Raw genomic sequence first — 24,535 nt, 5'->3', positions numbered from 1 at the left:
CGACGAACGGCACGGGAGCCGGAGTTTTCGCACCAGTGAAGAAGATTGCGAAACAGAAATCAATAGACTGGGTCGGTGGCGTCCATTTTCGACTCCGAGGAAGTGCCGATCCGGCAGCTGTCGACCCGACTCGTGTACGAGAACGCGTGGTTGAGCGTTCGCGAGGACCGGATCCAGCGGCCCGACGGGTCGCACGGCATCTACTCGGTGGTCGACCGGCCGGACGCCGCGATGGTCATCGCGCTCGAACGGGACGGTTTCCACCTGGTCGACCAGTACCGCTACCCGGTCGCCGGACGGTTCTGGGAGTTCCCGCAGGGCGGCTTCCCCGACCGGCGAAGCGGCGACCCGGTCGAGCTCGCGCACCGTGAGCTCGCCGAGGAGACGGGGCTGCGCGCCGGGTCGATGACATCCCTGGGCAGCCTGTTCAGCTGGCACGGCGCGAGTGGCCAGGTCCTCAACGTCTTCCTCGCCACCGACCTCGTGCCGGGCCGGCCGAACCGGGAGATCGAGGAGCAGGACATGCGGCACCGGTGGTTCGCCAGGTCCGAGTTCGAGCTGATGATCTCCGACGGCCGGATCCGGGACAACTCGACGGTGGCCGGGTACACCCTGTTGCGCCTGCACGAAAGTGCGGCGGGGTGAACTCCTCCGCCGTCCGTCGCGTGTGGAGAGACAAAGATGCGGATACTGTTCACGACGGTTCCCCTGCCCGGGCATTTCTTTCCACTGGTGCCGCTGGCCTGGGCCTGCCGGGCCGCCGGGCACGAGGCGCTCGTCGCCACCTCGGAGGACTTCGTCTCCGACGTGCTGCGCTCCGGGCTCGCCGCGACCTCCGTCGGGCCGGTGGCGAGCTTCCACGACCTCGTCGCGGGCGGCGACCCCGACCGACTCGCCGAGCGGCGGTACACCAACGGCCGGGTGTTCGCCAGGATCGCGGCGGCCAACCTGCCCGGTGTGCTGTCGCTCGTGGACTCCTGGCGACCGGACGTGGTGGTGAGCGAACGCGCCGAGGCCGCTGGCCCGATCGCCGCCGCGACCTTCGCCGTGCCGGCCGCCGAGTTGCACTGGGGCGTCGCGCCGCTGCCGGAGTACACGTCGGCCGCGATCGACGAGCTCGCGGCCGACCTGGCCGCACTGGGACTGTCCACGGTGCCCCGGCCAGCACTCGTGTTCAACCCGTGGCCGCCGAGCCTGCGCCCGGCCTACGCCGCCGGTCAGGGGCGCATGCGGAACGTGCCCCACGACGGTGACGGCCGGGTGCCGAGCTGGGCGTGGCGCCCGAGGGAGCGGCCGAGGGTGTGCCTGACGATGGGCACGGTCCTGCCCCGGCTCGGCCCCGACGGCGCGGCGGAGACCCTGGCGCCCATCGTGGAGCGGCTGGCACTGCTGGACGTCGAGGTCGTGATCGCGGTCGACGACAAGATCGCGGCGAGGTGGCCGACGTACCTGCTCGCCGCCGTCCGGCACGTGGGCAGGCTCCCGCTGTCCCATGTGATGCGGGCCAGCGACGTGGCGATCCACCACGGTGGGCAGGGCACCGCCCTGACCGCGATCGGCGCAGGCCTTCCGCAGCTGGTGCTGCCGGCGCTCGACGACCAGTTCGACAACGCCGACGCCGTGGTGCGCTCCGGCGCGGGGGTGTGCCTGCGCCCGGACGAGCTCTCCCCGTCCGAGGTGGCGCGGCACTGTGAGGAACTGCTGCGCGGTCCCCGGTTCGCCCGCACCGCGAGGGAACTCGCCGGCGAGGTCACCGCGCAGCCGGCCCTGTCAGCCGTGGTGGACGAGCTGGCAGCACTCGCCGGGAAGTAACAGCACAGCCGACAGAGCACGACGGAAGATGCCGCCGACGTGACGGACTGTCACGGTTGGATGCTCAGAGACAGGAGGACATAATGGACAAAACCCTTGCCGCCAAGCCGACGGTCGCACCAGGGCGGAGCCGTGCCATCATCGTGGTGCTGTGGGTGCTCGAAGCCCTGCTGGCCATCCAGTTCGTCATCGCCGGCGCGTCCAAGCTGATCGGTGACCAGCTGATGGTGGACATGTTCGCCGCCATCGGCGCGGGGCAGTGGTTGCGCTACCTGGTCGGCCTTGCGGAGATCGCCGGCGCGGTCGGTCTGCTCATCCCCGCCCTGTCCGGACTCGCCGCGCTCGGCCTGGTCGCGTTGATGGTTGGCGCCACCGTGACCAACGTGTTCGTGCTCGAGGCGGACGCGACGATGCCGATCGTCTTTCTCTTGGTGGCGGCGCTGATCGCGTGGGGTCAGTGGTCGCGGGTCACGGACCTCGCCGTGCGGCTGAGGCGCTGAACAGCGTCACCGGCGTGCGACGGGCCCGGTCGAGGGAGCCAGGATGGGGCGGACACACGGTGTCCGCCCCATCTGTCGTGCTTCTCACGCGGCTTTCGGCAAATCCGTTTCCGGCGCGTTCCCCGGGGTCTCGGTGTCCAACCAGGACGGACCGGGCTCCGGCATGCCCGGCGAGAGCCGCAACACCCTGGCCACCAGGCTCGGCTTGAACAGCTTCTCCGGCCGGTCGATCATGCCGGCCACCCGCATCATCGCCTCGGTGGCCTTCGGGTCCTTGCTTGTGGCGTACTGCAGACGCGCCATGTACGCGTTGGCGAACCGGATCTTCGCGGTGCGCTCACCCGGCACGTCGGGGTAGGCGAGGTCGCCGCCGGCGTTCATCTCCCACGGAGTCGTGACCGCCTTCGCGACCACCTTGTTGAACTTCTTCGTGTCGATGTCGCCCGTCCTGCTCGCCCGCAGCATGTCGCGCAGTGCCATGGCCTCGATCGCGGTGACGGTCATGCCCTGGCCGTACAGCGGGTTGAAGCTGGCCGCGGCGTCGCCGAGCACCACAAGGCCGGCCGGGAAGCGGGGCAGTTTCTCGTAGCGACGGCGCACGCTCGTCGGGAACCGGAAGCTGACCGCGTCCTCGAGTGGTTCCGACTCCCGGATCGCCTGGTAGATGACCGGCGACGGCAGCGTGCGGGCGAACTCGAGAAAGCCCCGGGGGTCGGTCGGCGGTACGTCGCCGAGGATCCCGGTCAACGACAGCACACAGACGCCCCCGCCGAGCTGGCCGAAGAACGCGCCGCGTGGGTGTGCCGGAGAGGCGATGAAGACGATCGACTGCGCGCCTTCGAACCACTTCGGATCGACCCGGTAGTGGCGGGTCGTGTAGGTGAGGCCGATCTTGACGCGGTCCTCCGCCGGTCGCTGGTAGCCGAGGTCGGCCAGCCAGGCAGGCGTGCGCGAACCGCGGCCGGTGGCGTCGACCACCAGATCGGCTTCGATCTCGAACTCCTTGCCGTCGGACTGCCTGCGCACGAGGACGCCGGTCACCCGGTCGCGTCCCGGGGTGCTCAACGGCCGGAGGATGTCGTGCCGTTCCAGGTACCGGACGTTCGGCAACGCGGCGGCCCGGCCACGCACGTGGTACTCGAGCACCGGTCGGGACGGCGCCAGCATCACCAGCCCGGTGTCGGTCGGTGCGATGGGCCGTCCGTCGAAGTGCCAGCGGATCCGGCCGATGTCGGTTTTCCACGCGCCGGTGGCCAGGACCTCCTCCGTCAACCCGGGGAACAGTTCCTCGACGATCATGAGGCCGCGTGAGTGGAGGCCGTGCGCGTGGTGTGAGTGTGGTGTGCCGCGGCGCGACTCCCGCACGCCGACGAGGTCGTCGCGGTCGATGACCACGACGTCCGAAAAGGACTCGGCGAGTATGCGCGCGGCGAGGGTGCCGGCCATGCTGCCACCGAGGACGACCGCACGCTCTCTGGCCATCATGTTCATCCTGTTTCCTTTCCTCGGATTGCCTCGAAGGTACAACTTGTCAAGTATTTCCCCGTTCTCGCGGCGTGCCGGATTGATCAGGCACGCATGGACCGGCGCGGCGCGGATCGAGGAGCGCACGCAGAAAGATGCGCGGCGGTGATCGACGTGCCAGCGTCAACGTGCGGAACGAAGAGACACAGCCCGCGGTGTCCTGGGTTTACAGCTGGGGTACGTGGCGGCGGTGCCCGACGTGTAGCCAACGGGAAGGACAAGAAACGTGACCGTCGATAACGCGCCACCGAAGGCCGGGCGTCGAGAATGGATAGCGCTGGCCGTCCTGACTCTGCCCACCCTGCTGGTGACGCTGGATCTGAACGTCCTGTTACTGGCGTTGCCGCACATCGCCGCGGATTTGCAGGCAGGCCCGGTCGAGCAGCTGTGGATCACCGACATCTACGCGTTCATCGTGGCCGGGCTGACGGTCACCATGGGACACGTCGGTGACCGGTTCGGCAGGCGGAAGATCCTGCTGGCCAGTGCCGCGGTGTTCGTGGTCGCCTCGCTGTTGTGCGCGTTCGCGACCTCGGTGCCGATGCTGATCGTCGCCCGCGCGCTGCTCGGTGCGTCCGGTGCCGCGCTGGCGCCGCTGACCCTCGCGATGATCTTCGGAATCTTCCAGGACCCGAAGCAGATGGGAACGGCGCTGGGTGTGTGGGCCAGCGCGCTCGGCGGCGGCGTCGTGCTCGGTCCGCCGGTGGGCGGGATCCTGCTGGACTCGTTCTGGTGGGGCTCGGTCTTCCTGATGGGAGTACCGATCATGCTGGTGCTGCTGCTGGCCGGGCCGGTCCTGTTGAAGGAGTCGCGCAACCCGGACGGCGCCCCGATCGACCTGCGCAGTGTCGCGCTGTTCCTGGTGGCGATCCTGCCCGTGGTCGCGGCGCTGAAGGAGGTCGCCCGGTCCGGGTTCGACCTGCGGCCCGCGCTGCTGCTGGTGCTCGGCGCCGTCGGGATCTTCCTGTTCGTGCGGCGGCAGTCGCGTATCCCGAACCCGCTGCTCGACCTGAAGCTGTTCAAGAACAAGGTGGTTCGCTCCGGGATGTCGGTGTTCGTCTCCGGTGGACTGTTCGCCGGCGCGCTCGCCCTGGTCATCGCCCTGTACCTGCAGCTGGTCGAGGGGTTGTCGCCGTTGGCCGCCGGCATGTGGATGTTGCCCGCGGCACTGATCGGGCTGGCGTTCAACAACATCGCGCCCAAGTTCGCCGGCGTGTTCCGGCCTGGTCACGTCATCGCCGTCGGGCTCCTGATCGCGATGGCCGGGTCGTTGCTGTTGACGCTGGCCGAGTCCGTCGGCGGGGTGCTGATCGTGATGATCGGCCTGACCGTGGTGATGATCGGGGCAAGCCCGATCGGTCCGGTGGCCAACCAGGTGGTCATGATGAACGTGCCGCCGGAGAAGGCGGGTGCGGTCGGTGGACTGGTCTCCACCGGCGGCGAGCTCGGCGCCGCGTTCGGCGTCGCGGTACTCGGCAGCGTGGCGACCGCCGTGTACCAGGGGAACGTGACCGTGCCAGCCGGGCTGCCCGCGGACGTCACGGCGTCGGCGAGCGAGGGCATCACCGGTGCGGTGGCCGCCGCGGCCAACCTGCCGGCGGGCCAGGCGAACGCGTTGCTCGCCTCCGCGCGCGAGGCGTTCAACGCCGGGCTGATCACCGTCGCGGTGATCACCGCGGTCGGCTTCGTCATCGTCGCCGCGATCGCGTGGCGCGGGCTGGGACATGTCCTGCCGTTCGGCGCCGGACACGGTGCGCCCGCCGAGGACGCCCCCGACGCGAGTGACGAGACCGATCCCGACGTGGACCGGGCCGCGGCCTGAGCACCAGAAGCGGAATCCGAACCCGGGCGGGTTGTTCGTCACCCGCCCGGGTTCGGCGCGCCTATGCCTGGTTGCGCACCTGCGGCTGCGCAACAGCGAATAATGTCGACCGTTGTCGCGCCGCTTATCCTGAGGTCGCAAAATATTGCGCACGCCGTCGTGGCCAATCGCGAATGAGTGAGGGTAAGCCATGCGTTCAGCGGAGCTCCCGCCAATGCGGCGTTTATCTGGTTTAGGCCAGTTGACGTAGAGGAGTTGACATTGTCCGCCAACATATCGCTTGTCGATTTAAAATCGTCAAGCAAACGCCGACCAGACCTGCCCGCGCTGACCGGCGTACGGTTCGTCGCCGCGTTGATGGTGTTCTTCTGCCACGTCGCGGACCCGACGAACCCAGGCAACCCCGACGCCCCTGAGCCGTTCCGCGACGCAGGCCTGACCGCGGTCCTCAGCAACCTCGGCTACGGGGCCGGCCTGATGGCCATGTCGTGCTTCTTCATGCTCAGCGGATTCGTCATCACCTGGTCTGCCAAGCCCGGTGAGCGGGTCACGGCGTACTGGCGGCGCCGCGTGGTGAAGATCTTCCCCAGCCACGCCGTGACCTGGGCGCTCGCGATGCTCCTGTTCGCGTCCGCGTTCACCACGAACAACGGCCTGCTGAACCTGTTCCTGATCGACACCTGGTTCTCCGACATGACCTTCTGGGGCGGCGCGAACGGCCCGGCCTGGTCGCTGAACGCGGAGATGCTGTTCTACGTCCTCTTCCCGTTCCTGCTGTTCCCGATCAAGCGGATCGCGGACGACAAGCTGTGGTTCTGGGCGGGCGGCATGGTGTTGTTGGCGGCCGCCGCCTGCGTCTTCACGCTGACGGTCATTCCGGACACCCCGGCGTTCGACCAGGTGTCGATCCCGCAGTTCTGGTTCGTCTACCTGTTCCCGCCGATGCGGTTGTTCGAGTTCGTCCTCGGCATGATCGTGGCGCGCATCGTGATCAGTGGCCGGTGGCCGCGCATCCCCTTCGCGCTGGTGGGGGCGCTGGTCGTGGGCGGCTACCTGCTCACGTTCGTCGTGCCGTCGCCGTACCGGGTCGTGCTGCTCAACATGATCCCGCTGGCGGCGGTGGTCGGCTCGCTCGCGTCGGCCAACCTGCGTGGTAGCCGCACCGTGCTGGGCACCGGGCCGATGGTGTGGTTGGGCAAGATCTCCTTCGGGTTCTTCCTGGCCCAGGCGATCGTCATCTTCGCGATCCGGCCAGCTGTGTTCGGTGACGCCGAGTACGGCACGTTCGGTGGCATCCTGCTCATCCTGGGCCTGCTCCTCACGAACGTGGCATGCGGCTGGCTGCTCTACAGGTGCGTCGAACTTCCGGCGATGAAGTACTGGAGCCGTTCGAAGAAAAGCGTCGCCGATAACGCGACGCGAACCGGCGAACCGGCCCACGTCCCGGATCCGGTCATAGTGAAATAACTGATGCCGAACTGGCCGGGCGGTCGTGACCGCACCGGCCAGTTCGGCATTTCCACTTACCTGCTTGACATTCCGTGTGCCATGTGCTGGCGCTCTGCCGCCTGGTCTGTTAGCCTCGCGGGGAAACTTTTCCGAAACTGCATGGGAGCTGCTAGTCAAGTCATGGCCAAAGTAATTGTGAACGCGACGGTCTCGGTTGACGGGTTCATCGCGGACGAGAATGACGGAATCGGCCCGATGTTCGACTGGATGGGTAGCGGTGACGTCGCCGTGACGGACGACGGCGACTATGCGGGGCTTCGGGTCGCCCACGCCAGCGCCGAATACATCCGCGCGGAGTTCCTGCCCGTACGCGCCATTGTGGTCGGCAGAAACTCGTTCGACCACGCCAACGGGTGGAACGGCGAGGTGCCCGGTGGCGAGCACCTGTACGTGGTGACCCACGAGCCGCCCGCAGACTGGCCTTACCCGGACGCGGCGTTCACCTTCGTCACCGACGGGGTCGAGAACGCGATCGCGCAGGCCAGGGAGTTCGCCGGCGACGGACACGTCTCGGTGAGCGCCGGCGACATCGGCACCCAGGTCATCGAGGCCGGCCTCGCCGACGAGGTGCACCTCGAGCTCGTGCCGGTGCTGTTCGGCCACGGAAAGCGGTTCTTCCACGAGGGCGGCGCGCTGCGGATGCTGGAGAACCCCCGGGTGTTCGTCGGCGAGCGGGTGACCCACCTCTGTTTTCCGATACGCAAGTGACGACCGGTGACAAAATGCCGCGGCCACCGATATCCGGTGGCCGCGGCATTCTTGTCATAGCCTGGTGTCATGGCTTGTGTTCGGCCGTCAACTGTTCGATGTTGGGGACGATCTGGCTGGGCGTCGGCGTCCCGATCCAGTTGTCGTAAAGCGCCTGGGCGCCCTTCTTGAACGACTTCTCGGTGAGCACGCGCTCGATCTGTGTGCGGATCTCCTCGACCGATTCCTTCTGGTAGTTCAGTCGGATACCGGCGCCGTACTTGGTGACGTGCTCGGCCCAGATCGGGCCCATCACGTGCTTGGCGGGGATCTTGAACGTGCTCTCCGGCTCCTCGTCCTCGACGACGCCGAAGTCGGTGCCGGACTTCACCACGAACTCCGAGGACTCGTCCGACGGGAGCGACTCCATCAGCATCGACTCGTCGGTGTCGGTGACGATGTGCGGCACCTTGTTCGCCACCGCGGCCAGGCAGGTGCCGTTGCCACCGTGGTGGATGTGCAGCGAGCTGGTGGGCAGCAGCCGGTTGATCGGCACCCAGTCGATGACGCGCACGTTCGGCGGGATGCGGTCGATGCCCTTGAGCTGGTAGTCGTTCACGGTCGCGACGAGCTCGAGCTCCATGTCCGCCACGGCCTCGAAGATCTTGGGCGTACGGCCCCAGTCGCCGTCGACGAACCGGCGCAGCGACTCACCGAGCGACAGCGTCACGCGCGGCTTCTCCGGCTTCTGGACCAGCCAGTCCGGCAGCGGCTCCGGGTAGGCGTAGGGCACCCAGCGGACCGCGACCTTCGGCTGCGTGGTGGGCATCCGGATGCCTTCCGGCAGCGGGTCGATCGTCCACTGCCCGAACAGCAGCTCCTCGTCGACCCAGACGCCGTACTTGTCGGCCAGCGGCCGGATCAGGTCGGTCATCGGGTTGTCCGCCAGCCCCGCGGCGCGGATGGCCGGCCTGGCCGCCTCGAGCTTGCGGTGGAAGTAGGACGGCCAGTCAAGGCAGGGACCGAGGAAGCGAGCGTGCGCGGCCCCGGCGACCCTGGCCGCGACCGCTCCCGCCGGCCCGAACACCGGGTCCCAGATCACCAGGTCCGGCTTCCAGGACCGGGCGAAGTTGATCAGGTCCGTCGCGTAGGGCAGGTCGGCCCGGCCGTAGTCGGACATCCCGCAGCTGACCTGCTGGAAGTAGGGGATCCAGTGCTCGAGGTCCTTGTCGGACAGGTTCATCGCCTCGGCGTAGGCGAGGACCTCCTCGGCGCTGCGGAGCTGCGCCGCGTCCTTGCGGAACCGGGGGTCGTGCTCGTTCGAGTCGCCGAGGGGGACCGGGGTGAGGCCGACGCGCTCGATGGAGCCGCGGATGCCCGGGTGGTCGTGGAAGGCGACGAGCACCTCGTGCCCGGCGTGCTGCAGCGCGGTCGCGACCGGTGTCAACGGATAAACGTGCACATTCGCGGGATAGCAGGTGAACAGGATTCGCATGAATTCTCCTCGAACGTTTTGTTTCCTGAGCACACCGGGTTTTCACAGGCTATTTTCCGTTGTCCCCGCCCACAACTCTGTGCGTGCGATTCGGGTCCCGGTCCAGGTCGCCCCGATTCGTCCCCGAGCGCGCACCGTGGAAGATGCCCGGCCGTTCGCGCCGATGTGACGATGCGTTGGTCGGGCAAATCGCGGGTCATGGCACCGCCGGCCGCCGCCGCGCCCATTTGACTCAGGTCCAATTCGAAAGCACTGGAGGGCACATGCTTGCAGAGGTGTTGTTCGGTATCGGCCGCCAACTGGTCAAGGGCCAACGGCCCAGGGGACGCGAGTACTTCGCCCGCCGCGCCTGGGACCCCACCCGCTACAACAGGTCCACGCTCGGCGGTCCCGAGATCGAGGACAACGAACGACGCATCGTCGAGCTGATCGAGAAGTACGCCCAGGACGCGCAGCGCACCATCGAGTTCGGCTGCGGCCCGGGTGACTACCTGAGGGCCGTGGCGAAGTACACGCCGGCACCCGAGATCGTCGGGGTGGACGTCTCCGCCAAGGCACTCGAGATCGCCAAGCGCCGGGTGAACGACCCTCGCCTGCGCCTGGTCAACGGCGACTTCTGGGCCGACCTGGAGCTCGAAAAGGCGGACGTCGTCATCTGTGTCGGCGCCATCCACCACCTTGGCCGCGTGCGCGAGGTCATCGACCGGCTCAGGACGTTCGTCAAGCCAGGTGGCGTGCTCATCGGGAACGTGTGGACGATGGACAACTACCACGAGTACCAGCGCAACGTGCACGGTTCCCTGCGCCACCTCGGCCGCGCCGTGCTCTTCCTGGCGAACGCCATCGCGTTGAAGGTCACCAACGGCCGCGTCAACTGGGGGTCGTTCCGGTCGGAGGTCCTCTACAACAACCAGGTCGACGAGATCCTGAGCGACCTGTCGGAGGAGATCCTCTACCGCTCCAACACCCGCTACATCACCGGCTTCGCCATCCGCTGCTGACGTCGCCATCCAGTCCTCGACACCGGCTTCACAAGGGAGCAAGGAGAAAGTCCGTGCCAAGCGATCGGGGAGCGGAAATCCCCGCCAAAACATCGGTATATCTGGTGCAGCAGGGTGTCTGGGACATGCCCCTGGAGTCGATGCCGCTGGCATCCGGATATCTCAAGTCGACGGCCATGGCAGACAGCCGGATCAAGGGTGCGATGGACATCCAGATCAAGAACTTCCGGGGCGCCACGACCAACACCTTCATCGCGAACTCGATGTTCACCACCGGTGTGCCGGACATCCTCGCTTTCTCCGTGCTGGGCTGGAACTACAACTCGTTCGGCGCACTCGCGGAGACCTTCAAGCAGCTCAACCCGAACGGCCTGGTGGTGTTCGGCGGCAACCACGTGTCCAACCAGTCGGCCCGTGTGTTCCGGATGTACCCCGACGTCGACGTCGTGATCAACGGCGAGGGGGAGCTGACCTTCTCCGAGCTCCTCCTCGCCTACCTGGACGGTGCGAGCAAGCACGACCTCGGTGCCATCGCCGGTCTCTCCTATCAGGGCGCCGACGGTCAGGTGATCGACAACCCCGATCGCGACCGGATCGCGGACCTGGACACGATCCCCTCCCCGGTCCTCACCGGCGCGCTCGACCTCGTCGACGAGGACGGGAAGTTCCGCTACGACGTGGCCCTGATGGAGACCAACCGGGGCTGCCCCTACAAGTGTTCGTTCTGCTACTGGGGCGGTGCGACCGGGCAGAAGGTCAGGGCGTTCTCCCTCGAGCGGTTGCGAGAGGAGCTCGAGGTCTTCGGCAAGCTCGAGGTACACACGGTGGTCGCCTGCGACGCCAACTTCGGCCTGCTCCCCGGCGACTACGACTTCGTCGAGGCGCTGATCGAGACCAGGGACAGGTTCGGCTTCCCCCGCGCGCTGGAGACCTCGTGGGCGAAGAACAAGTCGAAGAACTTCTACCGCATCGTCCAGACCATGAAGGACGCCGGTATGAAGAGCTCGTTCACGCTGGCGCTGCAGTCGCTCAGCGACGACGCGCTCGAAGGCATGCGACGGCGCAACATGAAGGTCAACGACTGGGAGGACCTGACGACCTGGCTCGCGGAGGAGGGTCTGGACTGCTACGCGGAGCTGATCTGGGGCGCCCCCGGTGAGACCGTCGAGTCCTTCATGGAGGGCTACGACCGGCTGGCCGCGCGCATGTCGCGCATCGCCGTCTACCCGATGCTGTTGCTGCCGAACACCAACTACGCGGAGCGCAAGAGCCTCTTCGGTCTCAAGACCGTCCGAGGTGACACCGACGACTTCGAGTACATCCTCGCGCACGACACCATGTCCTTCGAGGAGAACCAGGAGATGCAGCGGTTCATCTTCTGGGCGCGGGTCGTCGCCGAGAACTCCATTCTGCGGCACAGTTGGGTCGCCCTCCGCAGGCTGGCTGGCGTGTCCCAGTCCCAGGCGCTGCGCAACCTCCACGACTGGGTCGCCGCCGCCGCGGACCCTGCGGCGGAGCTGCTGCGTGGCTGGCAGAGCGAGCTGGGCACCAACGGCCTTGGTGAGGCCATCAAGTTCCTGTTCACCGAGCCGGACGCCGAGCGCCTGCTCAACCGGTGGTGGACGGAGTCGATCCACCCGTTGCTCCCGGCCGACATGGCGCCGCTGCTCGCCGAGGTGTTCCGGTACGACCTGCTCACCCGGCCGGTCTACCGGCCGGAGGGGGACCTGCCGGGCGACGAGGTGGTCGAGGAGTTCAAGGAGTCCTACTACCTCCTGCGGGACGTGCCGCTCGCCTACGACGTCCCGAGGATCGTCGCCGGGTTGAAGGCCGGTCAGGACCCCGACCTGTCGCAGACCGACTGCACGGTCGACCTGTACTACCGCAAGGGAGCCGAGTCGGCGGTGACCTCCACCAACCACGAGATCGTGGTGCACTACATGGGCACGCCGAGGGACGAGATCGTGCGGACCCCGTCCCAGGACGGTTGCTGACAGCACGAAACGGTCGCCGGTGGTCTGTTCGGACCGCCGGCGACCATTGGTTTCGAAAACAACAAGTGGGACGGGGTTACCAACCCACCCTTATCGTGTCCACGATGTGTTCGCGGTCCTGTTCGGACAACCACCAGCCGACCGGGAGGTACACGACCCGGTCGTAGACGCTGTCCAGGCCGGGCAGGGGCGTGCTGGACCCGGCGACGCAGCTGTGCGCGTCGTTACGCCGCGAGATGAGGCTCGTCGCGATGCCCGCGTCGGCGAGCCTGCGCATGAACGACTCGCGGTCGTCCACTTTGACCGGATACACCCAGAACGAGGGTTCCCGGTCGTCGGCCCGCTCGGTCAGCTCGAGCCCGTCGAGCCCGGCGAGCTCCTTGTCGTAGTAGGAGGCGTTCTCCCGGTGGCGTGCCGACAACTCCGCCACCGAGCCGAGGTTGGCGAGCCCGATCGCGGCCCCGATGTCGTTGAGGTAGAAGCGGAAGCCCCACTCGGACACGTCGTAGTCGCCGTGGGCGCGGGCCGAGTTGCGGTTGATGCCGTAGAAGCGGCGGGATCTGGCCCGCTCGTACAGCTCGTCGTCCGGCAGCACGAGCAGGCCGCCGCTGCCGCAAGTGAGCGTCTTCAACGCGCCGAAGCTGAACACACAGAGGTTGCCGTGGTTGCCGAGCCGCGCACCGCGGTACGTCGCGCCCCAGGCCTGTGCGCAGTCCTCGATGACCACCGGCCGGATGCCGAACCGGAGTTCCGCCTCGGCCACGACATGCTGGATCCGACGCAGGTCCACCGGATATCCGGCCCAGTGCACGAGAAGGATCGCCCGGGTCTCCGGGGTGATCTTCCTCGCCAGGTCGTCGGGATCCATGTTCAACGTCGCGGGGTCGACGTCCACCCAGCGCAGTCGCTGCCCGTTGGCCAGCACCGGCCAGTTGGTGCCCTCGAAGGTCAGCGGGGTGCACAGCACCTCACCCGGCGGCGTGCCGCGGGTCGCGATATCGAGCGCCAGGTGGAGACCGGAGGAGCCGCTGTTGAGCGCCACCAGCCTCGGGTTGCCGATCTCGCCGGCAAGAGCGCTTTCGAACTCGGCGACGACCGGGCCATGTTCCAGCCTTCTGCTGGAAAGGACGCCGGCGACCCGGTCGAGGGCCGCCTGCTCCGACATCGCGACGTTGAACAGCGGGATCATGGACGGATCTCGTTCTCCAGCCGCAGCTGCTCGCCGAGGACGAGCTGCTGCGTAGCCTCCTTGCCGAAGACCGCCTGCCAGTAGTAGCTCCACGGCGGCGCCCACGCGTTGGCCAGACAGCTCCACTGTGGACCGGGCCGGTACGCCTCCACGAACGCCGGCGCGTGTGCCTCGACCGCGCGGTTGTCGTGGATGTCGATCACGTCCCGCAGCTTGCCGGTGTTCAGCGCCAGCTCCACGATCTCGCGTCCTTCGGAGTGGCCGTCCAGGCTGCCGTCCAGGTACTTCCCGACCGGGTCCCTGATGTAGAAGTAGCGGCTACGCTCGTCGATCATCGCCAGGTAGTTGTCGACGGTCTCCGCGTTCATCTCGGCGAACGAGTTGATGTTCAGACTGAGGTCGAACTCGGTGTCCGCGTAGCGCTCGTCGATCTCGTCGATCGGCGTGAACCGGATCTTCGCGAACTGCTCCTCCTCGAGCACGGAACGCAGGTATCCCGCGGACAGCTTGAGGGAGTTCGGCAGGTCGATGATGTGGTACTCCAGCACGTCCTGGTTGGACAGCATGGTGTGGCACGTGCGCCCGTACCCTGCGCCGATCTCCAGTACCCGCGCCCCGTCCAGCTCGACGTGGTTCGCGATGAACTCCAGCTCGAACACGGCCAGCAGGTAGTCCATGCAGACCGGCTCGCCGTCGTAGGTGATCGTGATCGGCTCGCCGACGCCGCGGTTGTTGATGCGCCGCAACCGTTTCCAGTTCTCGTCGGACAGGCCTGCGGCGAAGTTGTAGATCAGCGCCTTGAGGTACCGGACGCCGTTCTTCTCCGGATCCCAGAACCCGATCTTGAAGTTGATCGGCTTGGCTTTGAACGAGGAGAGTTCCGCCACCGCCTCGTCGGTCACGTGGACCTGGTCATGGCGTGCGCGCAGCAGGCTTGGGCCGTACTTGTCGTGCATTCGGCGTTCCCATCGACTTGAGGAGGCGAGTGCAACCCGGCTTACCCCCACCATCTTGCCGGCGGGGCATGACCGGAACATCTCCGTGAGTGCGCGTCAACGCCGCCGGTACGTCGAGCAGTACGGCCCCCACGGCAGCGTCTCGGAACACCGTTCGAACTCGTCGATCTCGTCGAGCGGATCGGGCTCCGGCGGCGGCGCCGGCTCCTCGCCGTGCACGTTCCGCGCGTGCTTGAGTGCCACCGCGGCGAGTACGGCCAGGCCGGTGAAGGCGACGGCACTGACGGCGCCCACCGCGTGCACACCGGACGTGAACGCGTCCCGAGCGGTGGCGAGGAGTTCGGCGCCCGCGTCGGCGGGCAGTCGCTCCGCCGCGGCGACAGCGCCGTCGATGCTCTCGCGGGCCGCTTCCGCCACGTCGGGCGGGAGCGAGCCGAGCGCACTCTCCACATTGCCCCGGTACACGGCGGTGGCCAGGGTGCCGAACACCGCGACCCCGAGGCCGAGACCCAACTCGTTGCCCGTCTGCATGATCGACGCCGCGGCGCCGGCCTTGTCCTGCGGCGCGGACCCCATGGCCAGGTGGTTGCCGAGCGCGGCCATCGGACCGGTGCCGACCATGGCGACGCAGAACGCCACGAAGATCATGGTGGGCCCGGAGGTCGCGGTGGTGAGCGTGAACGTGAGGTAGCCCAGCCCGGCGAGGAACAGCCCGCCCGCGATCAGATAGGCCGGGCGGACGTGGTTGGCCATGGCCGGGCTGACCATGTTGCCGATGATCATCAGTATCGCGGGCGGCGCCAGCAGCAGTCCGGCCACGAGCGGCGAGACGCCGGCGACGTTCTGCAGGTACAGCGTGATCACCAGGTAGGTCCCGGTGCCCACCACGCCGGCCACGAACATCACGACCAGCGCGGAACGATAGGTCCGGTTGGCGAACAACCGCAGGTCGAGCAGCGGGTGGACAAGGGCCCGCTGCCGGCGGACGAACACCAGACCCACCGCGACGCCGAACACGGTCGCCGCGGCGGGAAGCAACGACCAGCCGTCGCGCGCCAGCTCCTTGAGCCCGTACACGAACGGCAGGATCGCCGCGAGGGACAGCGCGACGCTGACCGGGTCGAGCCGGCCGGCGACCGGCGAGCGTTGCTCGGGAAGCAGCGAGGGGCCGAGCATCAGCAGGAGCAAGATCCCCGGTACGGCCACGAGGAACGCCGCGCCCCACCAGAAGTAGTGCAGCATCAGACCACCGACGACCGGTCCGAGCGTCAGTCCGCCCATGAAACAACTCAGGTAGATCGCGATGGCCCGGCTGCGCCGCTTGGGGTCGGGGAACAGACCGCTGGCCAACGCCAGAGTCGACGGCATCACCGCGGCGCCGGCGACCCCGAGCAGCGCACGGCTCGCGATGAGCGTCTCCGGGCTGGTGGAGTAGGCCGCGGCCACCGAGGCGAGGCCGAACACCGCCCCGCCGATGAGCAACAGTCTCTTCCGGCCGATCCGGTCGCCGAGGGTGCCCATCGTGACCAGGAACCCCGCGATCAGGAACCCGTAGATGTCCACGATCCACAGCTGCTCGGTCCCGCTCGGCGCCATGTCGGCGCTCAGATGCGGAACAGCCAGGTACAGAACGGAGAAGTCCATGGCGACGAGCAGGGTCGGCAACCCGAGGGTGGCGAGCGCGACCCATTCCCGCCGCCCGGCAGTCGTACCTACAAGAGTCACGGTGTGGTCCCGTCGTCGGCGACGCTCACTCGCTCAGGGCGGCCTCGATCTCCAGGTGAATGTCCACCTTGTCCCCGATGACGATCTTGCTGCCCTCGATGGGCAGTCCGAAGCTGACCCCGAACTCGCCACGCGTGATCGACGTCTTCGCGTCGAAGCCGATCCGCTGCTCGCCCTGCAGACCGGTCGGGTCCACGCCGAGGAACTCCAGCTGGAGCTCCACCGCCTTGGTCACGTCCCGGATCGTCAGATCGCCGATGAGCACCCAGGAGTCACCGTCCGCGCGGATGGTGGTGCTCGAGAACGTCATCCTCGGGGTCTCGTCGATGTCGAAGAAGTCCTTGGTGCGCAGGTGGTTGTCCCGCATCTCGTTGCCCGTGTCCACAGAGGACAGCTCGATGGTCGCCGTCACCGAGGACGTCTCCGTCGTCTCGCCGACCACGATCTCGCCCGCGAACTCGGTGAACCGGCCCCGCACCCTGCTCATCAGGTGCCGAACGGAGAAGCCGACCCAGGAGTGAACGGGATCGATCACGTACGTGCCGGCGGTCACCTCGGGCAACGCGCTCTGACCGGTGACGTTGGATACGGCCTCGCTCATGACTACTCCTCTGGACAATTGTCGCGACGGGCACGCCGATGGGCGGCTGTCAGCCTCACGTCACATCCTCTTCAGGAGGCCGGGGTTCCGCATCTCCGAGAATGCTCCGCTCGGCGTTGAGCGCTCACCAGGGCAACTCCGCCCGCAAGACGCAACCTAGAAGGTGCGTTCTCCACCCGCCGTGTTCGACCCTGGCAGGAACACAGCTGAGCAGACAGGAGATCGCGCATGGCTGGCAACAGCTGGAAGGTCGTCATGGACTTCGACGGGGTGACCGTCGGAAGCGACCTCTTTCAACTCACCACCGCCGCCACCGGGTCGACCCAGCTGGGCGCCGTGCTGAACGAACTGCAGACCGTCACCATGGACAACTACGGCCAGTACTGCGGGCTCGCCAGGGCCGCCGAGATGATCGGGGAGCGCTGGGGGCTGCTGATCATGCGGGACCTGCTGGTGAGTCCGAAGACGGTGACCCAGCTTCGGGTGGGCCTGCCGCGGATCTCGGTCGACCAGGTTTCCATGCGGCTGCGGGAGATGGAGCGCGGCGGCGTGGTGCGCAGGCTGGGGCCGGCGGGGGACGAGGCCGTCTACGAGGTCACCGAGTACGGTCGGTCGGTCGAGGACGCGCTGCTCGCGCTGAGCAGGTGGGGCGCGATGTCCCTCGGTGCCCCGCGCCCGGAGGACGTGCTCACCGAGGACGCGCTGGCGATGGCGCTGCGCTCGATGTTCCGCCCCGAGGCCGCGCGCGAGCTGACTGTCGCGTTCGAGCTGAACGTCGACGAGGCCGTGGTGAACGCGGTGGTGAACCGGGGCACCCTCACGGTCTGTCCTGGCCCCCTGCCTGGCGCCGACCTCGTCATCCACGCGGGGGTGGTGCTCAGGGAGCTGCTCGTGGGTGCGGTGAGCACCGACGACGCCATCGCCGCCGGGATGGTGACGGTGACCGGCGATGCCGAGCTGCTGCCCAGTTTCGTCGAGCTGTTCCAGCTCTCCGGCCCCGCGCCGGTACTCAACCACTGACAGGAAAGACGACGGAGCCCGCGGCGGTGGCCGCGGGCTCCGTCTTTGTTCGTCAGTTGCCAAGTGCGCTTCGGCCGATGTCGCCAAGGTCCTCGAACGAGGCCAGGTCCGGGACCTGCCAGCCGTCCAGGTCGTACTCGGCCAGGCACTTGTCGACGAGGTCCTTGTACCCGTCCAACTGCCCGTCGCCCATCTGTCCGAGCAGTAGCTCCACCCGGGTGTTCTCGTGGTTGCCGGCGTAGTTGCGTTCGTAGAGCTCGTGCCGGCCGCCGAACTCGGTGCCGACGGCGTCCCACAGCAGCTTCAGCACCTTGACCCGCTCGACCGCGTCGACGCCGTGTGAGCCGCGCAGGTACTTGTCCAGGTACGGCCGGATGTCCGAGTTCTGGAAGTCCTTGGCGCTGGAGTTCAGGTAGATCAGTCCACTCGCGACGTCCTGCAGGATGATCTCGCGGATCCGCGCGTAGCCGAGCTGGGAGAACCAGCGGTACGCCAGGCCGTAGCGTGGGTTGGGCAGCACCGCGCCGTTGCGCCACCGCACCGGGTTGCGGGCGGCCGCGTCCGAGAGCGCCCAGAACAGGTTCCGCCAGGCGAGCACCTCGCCCAGCCTCGACTGCACGCCGCGGAAGTCGCTGACACCGGTGATCTCCAGCGCCTTGGCCAGCAGGCCGGCGATGAACTCGAGCTTCACGGTGAGCCGGGTGCAGCCGTGGAAGGTGAACCGCTCGATGAACCCGGACTGCCCGCTGAACATCCCGACCTTGGCGGTGTCGCCGTAGATGAAGACGTTCTCCCAGGGGATGAGAACCTTGTCCAGCACCAGGATCGTGTCGTTCTCGTCCAGTCTGGACGACAGCGGGTAGTCGAACGGGCTGCCGGCCAGCACGGCCGTGGCCGAATAGGACTGACGGCAGATCAGCTTCATCCCGGGTGCGTTCATCGGCACGGTGGCCACGAGCGCGAACTTGCGGTCCTTGATCGGCAGTCCGTAGTGGGCGATGAAGTTGTAGTGGGTCAACGCCGACCCGGTCGCCACGACCTTCGCCCCGCTGACGATCAGCCCGTTGTCCGTCTCGCGTTCCACGTGGACGAACACGTCGGCGGCCTCTTCCGGTGGCCGGTCCCGGTCCACCGGTGGGTTCACGATCGCGTGGTTCCAGAACAGGACCTTCTCCTGCGCCTCCCGGTACCAGCGCCGTGCGTTGTCGGCGAACGGGCTGTAGAAGTCGGCGTTCGCGCCGAGCGTGCCGAGGAACGACGCCTTGTAGTCCGGGCTGCGGCCCATCCAGCCGTAGGTCATGCGTGCCCAGCGTCGAATCGCCGCCTGGTCGGCGATCAGGTCCTCGGCGGTGTGTGGCGTTGTGTAGAAGCGGTGGGTGTAGCCGGGAGGGCCGCCTGCGTCGGTGTCCGTGGTGAGCACGCTGCGGTGCTTGGGGTCGTGCAGCGCGTCGTAGAGCCGCGCGGTCATCCGCACCGGGTTGTGGAACGCGGGATGCTGCGTCAGGTCCTTGACGCGCTCACCGTAGAGGTAGATCTCGCGGTCGTCGCGCAGGCTCTCGATGTACTCGGCGCCGGTGAGCGGCCGGGTCGGTTCGGTCATGGGTCAGCTCGCCACGTCGAAGACCAGCTTGGCCAGCTCGCGGTTGGCGACGCTGGCGAGGAAGATGCTCAACCCGGCGTGACTGTGCACAGTGGACATGTCACGCCAGACCCGCTCGATGCGAGCACCCGCGCGTACCGAGCTCGACCCCGCGGTCGGGAACAGCTTCTCGGACACCGCGCTCCAGGACAGCCGAACAGCCTCGCGGCTGATCGTGGACAGTCGCAGGTCGACCTCGCGGGTGAACACCCCGGGGCCGCGCGCGGCCGCCTCCTCCCACTGCCGCACCGCGTCCGACAACGCCGCCTCGGCGGTCGCGATCCGGCCGGCCGCCTCGCCGTAGTGGAGCTGGTAGTCGGGATCCTCCGTGCGCGGGGTGATCGGCGGGAAGATCGTCTTGCGAGCACGCATCAGCTCGGCGAAGGCGTCCAGGGCCCCGGCGGCCATGCCGACGGCCAGCGCACCGAACTGGAACTGCAGTGCGCTCAACACCCCACCTCCGTAGAGGGACGTGCCGTGCAGCTCCTGTCCGACGGTGCCGTCCACGACACTCGTCTGTCCCATGTGGACGCCAGGCAGGGCGAAGTACTCGGGGATGTGCGCCTTCTCGATCGCGACGCTGTGCGAGCCGCTGCCCTTCAGACCGAGCTGCGCGCCCCAGTCGTCGAGCCGCCGCCACTGTGCGCGCGGCACGACGAACATCATCGGCGTTGGCGGTTCGCCGTCCTCGCCCGCCACCAGCGTGTGGCCGATGAAGTGGGTCGCGTACGGCGAGCCGGAGCTGTAGCCGTGGACGCCGTCGATGATCCAGCCGCCGTCCTCGGCCCGCTCGGCGAACCCGACCGGCGCGACCGTGGCCGGGCAGATGAAGTCGCCGCCGGCGAACATCTCGTCCTGTGCCGCCTCCTCGAACAGCGAGGCGGCGATGTGGGCGTGCGCCGCGCCGAACGTGTACATCCACGCCGTGGACGGGCAGCCGCGGGCGAGCGCGGACACCACCCGCAGGTACGTACCGAGGCCGAACTCGTAGCCGCCGTACCGCCGCGGCACCAGCAGCCGGTAGAGGCCCGCGCCGAGGAACTCGTTGTGCGTGTCCAGCGCGTAGTACCCGCGCTGCTCGGTCTCTGCCTGCCGGTCGACGAGGGTCGCCGCGATCCGCTCGGCGCGGGCGACCGCCTCCTCCGGCGTCAGCCCCGGCTCCGGCGGGGACGGGTAGCCGTTCGCTGGCGCACTCCTGGCGGCTGTCATGTCCTGGTCATCCCTTCGGAGAACGTGGGGATCAGCCCTGAGCATCACACCGCCGTCCTGGCCTGGACATCCTTGTGAATGCGGTGTTCTCCCCTCGGTCCACACGTGACATAACGGCGATTTCTTCAATCGTGCGGCCTGCCCCGGTGGCTCTTGCCAAGCTTCGAGCCGCGAAATTACGGTGTTATATAACAACGAAATGCCAACCGGGGAGGCCCTCCTTGAGCACCGAGTTACTCGTCGCCGCGCTCCGCCGCCACGCCGAGACCACACCCGACGCGCCAGCACTGGAGCACGGCGACGAGACCATCACCTACGGCCAGCTGTTCCGCAGGGCGACCGGGTTCGCCGGGGCACTGGCCGGCAACCCGGACTCCCTGATCGGCCTGCTGGCGCCGAAGACGCCGGACGGGATCGCACTCGTTCTCGGCAGCCTGCTCGCCGGCCGCCCGTTCCTCCTGCCCTCCCTCACGCTCGCCGAGCGCACCCGCACCGAGCTGTTCCGTGCGGCCGGTTGCGCCGCGGTCGTGTCGCCGGACGACTTTCCCGCCACCACCGACGTTTCCTGGCAGCCGACCGAGTTCGCGCCTCGACCGGACGCGCGCACCTTCCACCTGACCACCTCCGGTTCGACCGGGACGCCGAAGGTCGTGCCGTTGACCGAGGGCGCCGTCGACCGGTTCACCGACTGGGCCGGCACGCGGTTCGGCCTCGGCCCGGACAGCACGGTCCTGAACTACAGCCCACTCAACTTCGACCTGTGCCTGCTGGACATCTGGGCGACGCTCAAGCACGGCGGCCGCGTCGTCCTGGTCGACCCCGAGCGCGCGACCAACGCCCGTTACCTCGCCGGCCTGCTGCGCCGGCACCGGGTCACCGTGATGCAGTCGGTGCCGATGGCGTTCCAGCTACTGGCGGACGCGGGTGAGTTCCCGGACCTGCGGCACGTGATCGTCACCGGCGACACGCTGCACGAGCGCACGCTTGCCGCGCTGCCCGCCATGTTCCCCTCGGCGGAGCTGTACAACCTGTACGGCTGCACCGAGACCAACGACAGCATGCTCCACCGGCTCGACCGGGACGCGTTGCCTGCCGGCCCGATCCCGCTCGGCGAGCCGCTCGCCGGGGTGACGGTGATCGTCGTCGACGACACCGGGGCCGTGGTGACGGGCGACGGGGTAGGCGAGCTGTACGTCAGCACCCCGTTCCAGACCACCGGATACCTGGACGAGAAGCTCAACCCCGGCCGGTTCGTGCCGCACCCGACCGGTGCCGACGACCGGACGTACTACCGCTCCGGCGACCTCGTGCGGGTCGCGCCGGACGGCGGGATCACCCTCGTCGGCCGCACCGACTTCCAGGTGAAGGTGCGCGGCGTGCGCACCAACCTCGGCGAGATCGAGCGCGTCCTCGCCGAGCACGAGGACATCACCGAGACTGTCACGATCGCCGTCCCGGACCCGGTCGCCGGCAACCGGCTACACGCGATCTCCCGCCGCCGCGACGGCTCCCGTCTCACCGGTCTGGAACTACGGCAGTACCTGGCCGACCGCCTGCCCCGCACCGCCATTCCGTCCACCCTCCAGATCATCGACGACGCCCTGCCAAGGACGTCCACCGGAAAGCCGGACCGCCAGCTCCTTCGCAGCCGCCTCTCCTGAATCCCTGAAGTGCCCATGGAGCGCGACTTGTTTTCCATCGGTGCTGTAGCCAGCTTGGGCTTACTGAAGGTGATCGCAGTCCGTCCCGCGAATCTCTGAAAAGGACATTCCACATGAGCAACATCGACGTCATCACCGCTTTCGTGGTCGAGGAGTTCCTGCCCGGCAGCGCCCCGGCCGACCTCCCCGCCGACTACGACCTACTGGCTACCGGAGTCGTGGACAGCCTGGGCTTACTGAAGGTCATCGCGTGGCTGGAGGACCGCTTCGAGCTGGCCATCGACGACCTCGAGCTGGAGCCGGACAGCTTCCGCAGCGTGTCGGCGATCGACGCGTTCGTCACCCGCGCCGGCCAGCCCGCGGGGATCAACTGACATGAGCGCCATCGTCACCGCGGCCGTCCGCGGTGAGACGTTGACCGCCGCGTCCTGGCACGAGTTCTGGGACGCCCTCGCCGACCGGCGGGTGGACCGCGCGGAGGCGGCAGCTCTCTTCGCCGCGCTGTCGGCGAGGACGCTGGAGGCGGGCACCGCGGCCGGCTTCCTCTCCTCGCTGGCCGAGCGGCGGGCGACGCCGCCGGTCCGGCTGCCGTCGGCGGTGAACATCGTCGGCACCGGCGGTGGCCCCGCGACGGTGAACATCTCCACCGCGGCGGCCATCGTGGCCGCCGCGGCGGGGGTGAAGGTGCTGAAGACGGGTTCCCGGGCCGGTTCCGGCACTGTCGGCTCGATCGACATCCTGGAGAAGCTGGGCATTCCGCTGGCCCGCTCGGCAGAGGAGGCCGTGGCGCAGCTCGACCGGACCGGCATCACGTTCGCCGGCCAGTTCGTGTACCCGAGCGAGCTGCCCAGGCTGGCCAGAACGGTCGTGCCGCTCGGCCTGCGTGCCATCGGCGGGTTCGTCAACACACTCGGCCCGTTCCTGGCGAACGTGTCGACGGGCGCGCAGCTCACCGGGATCTCCGACCCGGCGGCGCTTCCCGCCTTCCGTGAGCTCGCCTCGGCCACACCGGACACCCGGATCTGGCTGTGCCACAACGATCTTGGTGCCGACGAGCTGCTCAGCCTCACCACCAGCCACGTGCACGACAACCGCCTCGGTGAGTTCACGGTCGACCCGGACGCGCTCGGGCTCGGCGGCGGCGAGCTCGCCGACCTGGGCAGGCCCGCCGGCGACGACCACGCCGCCGGGTTCCTGGCGCTGCTCGCGGGACAGGCACCCGCGGCGGCCGTCGCCACGGTCTGCCTCAACGCGGCGGCGCTCGCGGTGCTCGGTGGCGTCGCTCCCGGCTTCGCCGAGGGCGTGCGCGCGGCGCGGGTCGCGATCGAGGACGGTGCCGCGCTGGACCTCGCGAAGCGGTTGGCCGCCCGGACACCGCTGCCAACGGGAGGCCGTCATGGCTGACGGCTTCTTCACCGGCAGCGCGCCGGGACTCGCGGTGTTCCTCAACGCCGGTGACCCGCCCCTACCCGTTCTGCGGGACGTGGTGCTGGCGCTGGACGAACAGCGGGTGGACTGTTTGGAACTGGCGGTTCCTTTTCCGAACTCCTTCACCGACGGCCCGGTGGTCCGCCGGTCCGCCACCCGCGCACTCGAGGCCGGTGTGGACCTGGACAGCACACTGCGGTTCGTCGGGGACGTCGCGGGGGAGCTGCGGCACATGAAGATCGCACTGCTCGCCGACTGGAGCCACACCGTGAAACCACGGTCGCTCAACTGGTTCCTCGACCGCGTCGCGGCCGAACCGGTGGACGGCCTGCTGCTGCACGGACTTCCGCCGCTGCTGCGCGACGAGTACCACGACGCCGCCGCCGAGCACGCTGTGCCCATTGTCACCACCTGCTATCCCAACTCGGCAACGGAAGTGGTTGCCGAGGCGGCGGACCGGGCCGGAGCCTACGTGTACCTGGTCGCCCGGTACGGCCGCAGCGGCACCCGGTCCGACCAGGACTTCACCGAGCTGCGCGGCACCGTCGACGCGCTGCGCCAGACGGCGACCGCGCCGATCGCGGTGGGGTTCGGCGTGCGTGACCGCGGCGACGTCGCCGCGATCGGCGAGCTCGGGGCGGACGCCGCCGTCGTCGGCAGCGCCGCGGTGTCCGCGGTCGAGCACGCGCTGAACGAGCAGTCCGACCCGGTGGCCGCACTGTCCACCTTCGTCACAAACCTGATCAGACCTGAGGAGTAGCAC

The 24,535-nt window shown here is 68.2% G+C and carries 21 protein-coding genes; 13 read left to right on the top strand and 8 right to left on the bottom strand.

Annotation, left to right across the window (positions count from 1 at the left end; translation table 11 throughout):
• Positions 1-84: 84 nt before the first annotated feature.
• The 3 genes from VF106_RS38495 to VF106_RS38485 all read left to right on the top strand — a co-directional run bounded on the left by VF106_RS38495 (position 85) and on the right by VF106_RS38485 (position 2,312).
• A complete protein-coding gene (locus tag VF106_RS38495; protein WP_330844945.1) occupies positions 85-645 on the top strand; it encodes an NUDIX domain-containing protein in 561 nt (186 codons plus the stop codon).
• Between the two features lie 36 nt (positions 646-681).
• The gene (locus VF106_RS38490; protein ID WP_330844916.1) at positions 682-1,812 is read left to right on the top strand and encodes a nucleotide disphospho-sugar-binding domain-containing protein; all 1,131 of its coding nucleotides are present in this window, start codon (positions 682-684) and stop codon (positions 1,810-1,812) included.
• An 83-nt stretch (positions 1,813-1,895) separates the two neighbouring features.
• Complete coding sequence (locus VF106_RS38485) at positions 1,896-2,312, top strand: DoxX family protein (protein WP_330844915.1); 417 nt, start codon at positions 1,896-1,898, stop codon at positions 2,310-2,312.
• 84 nt (positions 2,313-2,396) lie between these two features.
• On the opposite strand, the gene VF106_RS38480 is transcribed toward VF106_RS38485, so the two are convergent.
• Complete coding sequence (locus tag VF106_RS38480) at positions 2,397-3,797, bottom strand: FAD-dependent oxidoreductase (protein ID WP_330844914.1); 1,401 nt, start codon at positions 3,795-3,797, stop codon at positions 2,397-2,399.
• 265 nt (positions 3,798-4,062) lie between these two features.
• Between VF106_RS38480 and VF106_RS38475 the strand changes: the two genes are divergently transcribed.
• The 3 genes from VF106_RS38475 to VF106_RS38465 all read left to right on the top strand — a co-directional run bounded on the left by VF106_RS38475 (position 4,063) and on the right by VF106_RS38465 (position 7,875).
• Positions 4,063-5,658 (top strand): MFS transporter, encoded by a 1,596-nt coding sequence (locus tag VF106_RS38475; protein WP_330844913.1) that lies wholly within the window; start codon positions 4,063-4,065, stop codon positions 5,656-5,658.
• A gap of 261 nt (positions 5,659-5,919) precedes the next feature.
• Complete coding sequence (locus tag VF106_RS38470) at positions 5,920-7,125, top strand: acyltransferase family protein (RefSeq protein WP_330844912.1); 1,206 nt, start codon at positions 5,920-5,922, stop codon at positions 7,123-7,125.
• A 162-nt stretch (positions 7,126-7,287) separates the two neighbouring features.
• Complete coding sequence (locus tag VF106_RS38465; RefSeq protein WP_330844911.1) at positions 7,288-7,875, top strand: dihydrofolate reductase family protein; 588 nt, start codon at positions 7,288-7,290, stop codon at positions 7,873-7,875.
• Positions 7,876-7,942: 67 nt separating this feature from the next.
• Here VF106_RS38465 and VF106_RS38460 read toward each other — a convergent pair whose 3' ends face one another.
• Positions 7,943-9,349 carry a nucleotide disphospho-sugar-binding domain-containing protein gene (locus VF106_RS38460; protein WP_330844910.1) on the bottom strand — a complete coding sequence of 469 codons (1,407 nt, stop codon included), beginning with the start codon at positions 9,347-9,349 and terminating at the stop codon, positions 7,943-7,945.
• 263 nt (positions 9,350-9,612) lie between these two features.
• Here VF106_RS38460 and VF106_RS38455 point away from each other — a divergent pair, with 263 nt between their 5' ends.
• Both VF106_RS38455 and VF106_RS38450 read left to right on the top strand, forming a co-directional pair.
• Positions 9,613-10,350: a class I SAM-dependent methyltransferase gene (locus tag VF106_RS38455; protein WP_330844909.1), complete on the top strand. Its 738-nt coding sequence runs from the start codon at positions 9,613-9,615 to the stop codon at positions 10,348-10,350.
• A 53-nt stretch (positions 10,351-10,403) separates the two neighbouring features.
• Positions 10,404-12,344 (top strand): KedN5 family methylcobalamin-dependent radical SAM C-methyltransferase, encoded by a 1,941-nt coding sequence (locus VF106_RS38450; RefSeq protein ID WP_330844908.1) that lies wholly within the window; start codon positions 10,404-10,406, stop codon positions 12,342-12,344.
• 76 nt (positions 12,345-12,420) lie between these two features.
• Here the strand turns inward: VF106_RS38450 and VF106_RS38445 are convergent, their stop codons facing one another.
• From VF106_RS38445 to VF106_RS38430, 4 genes are all read right to left on the bottom strand, one after another.
• Positions 12,421-13,533, bottom strand: a complete 1,113-nt coding sequence (locus VF106_RS38445; protein WP_330844907.1) for a DegT/DnrJ/EryC1/StrS family aminotransferase — start codon at positions 13,531-13,533, stop codon at positions 12,421-12,423.
• Positions 13,530-14,489 carry a putative sugar O-methyltransferase gene (locus tag VF106_RS38440; protein ID WP_330844906.1) on the bottom strand — a complete coding sequence of 320 codons (960 nt, stop codon included), beginning with the start codon at positions 14,487-14,489 and terminating at the stop codon, positions 13,530-13,532. The genes VF106_RS38445 and VF106_RS38440 overlap by 4 nt, the downstream gene beginning before the upstream one ends.
• Positions 14,490-14,585: 96 nt before the next feature.
• Positions 14,586-16,214: an MFS transporter gene (locus tag VF106_RS38435; RefSeq protein ID WP_330844905.1), complete on the bottom strand. Its 1,629-nt coding sequence runs from the start codon at positions 16,212-16,214 to the stop codon at positions 14,586-14,588.
• 25 nt (positions 16,215-16,239) lie between these two features.
• On the bottom strand, positions 16,240-16,815 hold the full coding sequence (locus VF106_RS38430) for a YceI family protein (RefSeq protein ID WP_330844904.1): 576 nt from the start codon (positions 16,813-16,815) through the stop codon (positions 16,240-16,242).
• Positions 16,816-17,043: 228 nt separating this feature from the next.
• Here VF106_RS38430 and VF106_RS38425 point away from each other — a divergent pair, with 228 nt between their 5' ends.
• Positions 17,044-17,835 carry an HxlR-like winged helix-turn-helix transcriptional regulator gene (locus VF106_RS38425; protein WP_330844903.1) on the top strand — a complete coding sequence of 264 codons (792 nt, stop codon included), beginning with the start codon at positions 17,044-17,046 and terminating at the stop codon, positions 17,833-17,835.
• 52 nt (positions 17,836-17,887) lie between these two features.
• Here VF106_RS38425 and VF106_RS38420 read toward each other — a convergent pair whose 3' ends face one another.
• Both VF106_RS38420 and VF106_RS38415 read right to left on the bottom strand, forming a co-directional pair.
• Positions 17,888-19,435, bottom strand: a complete 1,548-nt coding sequence (locus VF106_RS38420; RefSeq protein WP_330844902.1) for a 4-hydroxyphenylacetate 3-hydroxylase family protein — start codon at positions 19,433-19,435, stop codon at positions 17,888-17,890.
• A 3-nt stretch (positions 19,436-19,438) separates the two neighbouring features.
• Positions 19,439-20,683, bottom strand: a complete 1,245-nt coding sequence (locus VF106_RS38415) for an acyl-CoA dehydrogenase family protein (protein WP_330844901.1) — start codon at positions 20,681-20,683, stop codon at positions 19,439-19,441.
• A 221-nt stretch (positions 20,684-20,904) separates the two neighbouring features.
• Here VF106_RS38415 and VF106_RS38410 point away from each other — a divergent pair, with 221 nt between their 5' ends.
• The 4 genes from VF106_RS38410 to trpA all read left to right on the top strand — a co-directional run bounded on the left by VF106_RS38410 (position 20,905) and on the right by trpA (position 24,532).
• Complete coding sequence (locus VF106_RS38410; RefSeq protein WP_330844900.1) at positions 20,905-22,344, top strand: AMP-binding protein; 1,440 nt, start codon at positions 20,905-20,907, stop codon at positions 22,342-22,344.
• Positions 22,345-22,457: 113 nt separating this feature from the next.
• Positions 22,458-22,718 (top strand): phosphopantetheine-binding protein, encoded by a 261-nt coding sequence (locus VF106_RS38405; RefSeq protein ID WP_330844899.1) that lies wholly within the window; start codon positions 22,458-22,460, stop codon positions 22,716-22,718.
• A 1-nt stretch (position 22,719) separates the two neighbouring features.
• On the top strand, positions 22,720-23,748 hold the full coding sequence (locus VF106_RS38400) for an anthranilate phosphoribosyltransferase (RefSeq protein ID WP_330844898.1): 1,029 nt from the start codon (positions 22,720-22,722) through the stop codon (positions 23,746-23,748).
• A complete protein-coding gene (trpA, locus tag VF106_RS38395) occupies positions 23,741-24,532 on the top strand; it encodes a tryptophan synthase subunit alpha (RefSeq protein ID WP_330844897.1) in 792 nt (263 codons plus the stop codon). Before VF106_RS38400 ends, trpA begins: the two co-directional genes overlap by 8 nt.
• The last annotated feature ends 3 nt before the right edge of the window (positions 24,533-24,535 follow it).

The organism is Actinophytocola sp., from assembly GCF_036378875.1.
Taxonomy (GTDB): Bacteria; Actinomycetota; Actinomycetes; order Mycobacteriales; family Pseudonocardiaceae; genus Actinophytocola.
The sequence above is the reverse complement of the archived record's forward strand: the minus strand, read 5'-3'. Positions and strand labels throughout refer to the sequence as shown.

Excerpts from the sequence above, each read along its gene's own strand:
- VF106_RS38440 (WP_330844906.1), bottom strand. The coding sequence starts at position 14,489 with ATGCACGACAAGTACGGCCCAAGCCTGCTGCGCGCACGCCATGACCAG.
- VF106_RS38485 (WP_330844915.1), top strand. The coding sequence starts at position 1,896 with ATGGACAAAACCCTTGCCGCCAAGCCGACGGTCGCACCAGGGCGGAGC.
- VF106_RS38420 (WP_330844902.1), bottom strand. The coding sequence starts at position 19,435 with ATGACCGAACCGACCCGGCCGCTCACCGGCGCCGAGTACATCGAGAGC.
- VF106_RS38490 (WP_330844916.1), top strand. The coding sequence starts at position 682 with ATGCGGATACTGTTCACGACGGTTCCCCTGCCCGGGCATTTCTTTCCA.
- VF106_RS38455 (WP_330844909.1), top strand. The coding sequence starts at position 9,613 with ATGCTTGCAGAGGTGTTGTTCGGTATCGGCCGCCAACTGGTCAAGGGC.
- VF106_RS38400 (WP_330844898.1), top strand. The coding sequence starts at position 22,720 with ATGAGCGCCATCGTCACCGCGGCCGTCCGCGGTGAGACGTTGACCGCC.
- VF106_RS38425 (WP_330844903.1), top strand. The coding sequence starts at position 17,044 with ATGGCTGGCAACAGCTGGAAGGTCGTCATGGACTTCGACGGGGTGACC.
- VF106_RS38460 (WP_330844910.1), bottom strand. The coding sequence starts at position 9,349 with ATGCGAATCCTGTTCACCTGCTATCCCGCGAATGTGCACGTTTATCCG.
- VF106_RS38415 (WP_330844901.1), bottom strand. The coding sequence starts at position 20,683 with ATGACAGCCGCCAGGAGTGCGCCAGCGAACGGCTACCCGTCCCCGCCG.
- trpA (WP_330844897.1), top strand. The coding sequence starts at position 23,741 with ATGGCTGACGGCTTCTTCACCGGCAGCGCGCCGGGACTCGCGGTGTTC.
- VF106_RS38465 (WP_330844911.1), top strand. The coding sequence starts at position 7,288 with ATGGCCAAAGTAATTGTGAACGCGACGGTCTCGGTTGACGGGTTCATC.
- VF106_RS38405 (WP_330844899.1), top strand. The coding sequence starts at position 22,458 with ATGAGCAACATCGACGTCATCACCGCTTTCGTGGTCGAGGAGTTCCTG.
- VF106_RS38480 (WP_330844914.1), bottom strand. The coding sequence starts at position 3,797 with ATGATGGCCAGAGAGCGTGCGGTCGTCCTCGGTGGCAGCATGGCCGGC.
- VF106_RS38430 (WP_330844904.1), bottom strand. The coding sequence starts at position 16,815 with ATGAGCGAGGCCGTATCCAACGTCACCGGTCAGAGCGCGTTGCCCGAG.
- VF106_RS38445 (WP_330844907.1), bottom strand. The coding sequence starts at position 13,533 with ATGATCCCGCTGTTCAACGTCGCGATGTCGGAGCAGGCGGCCCTCGAC.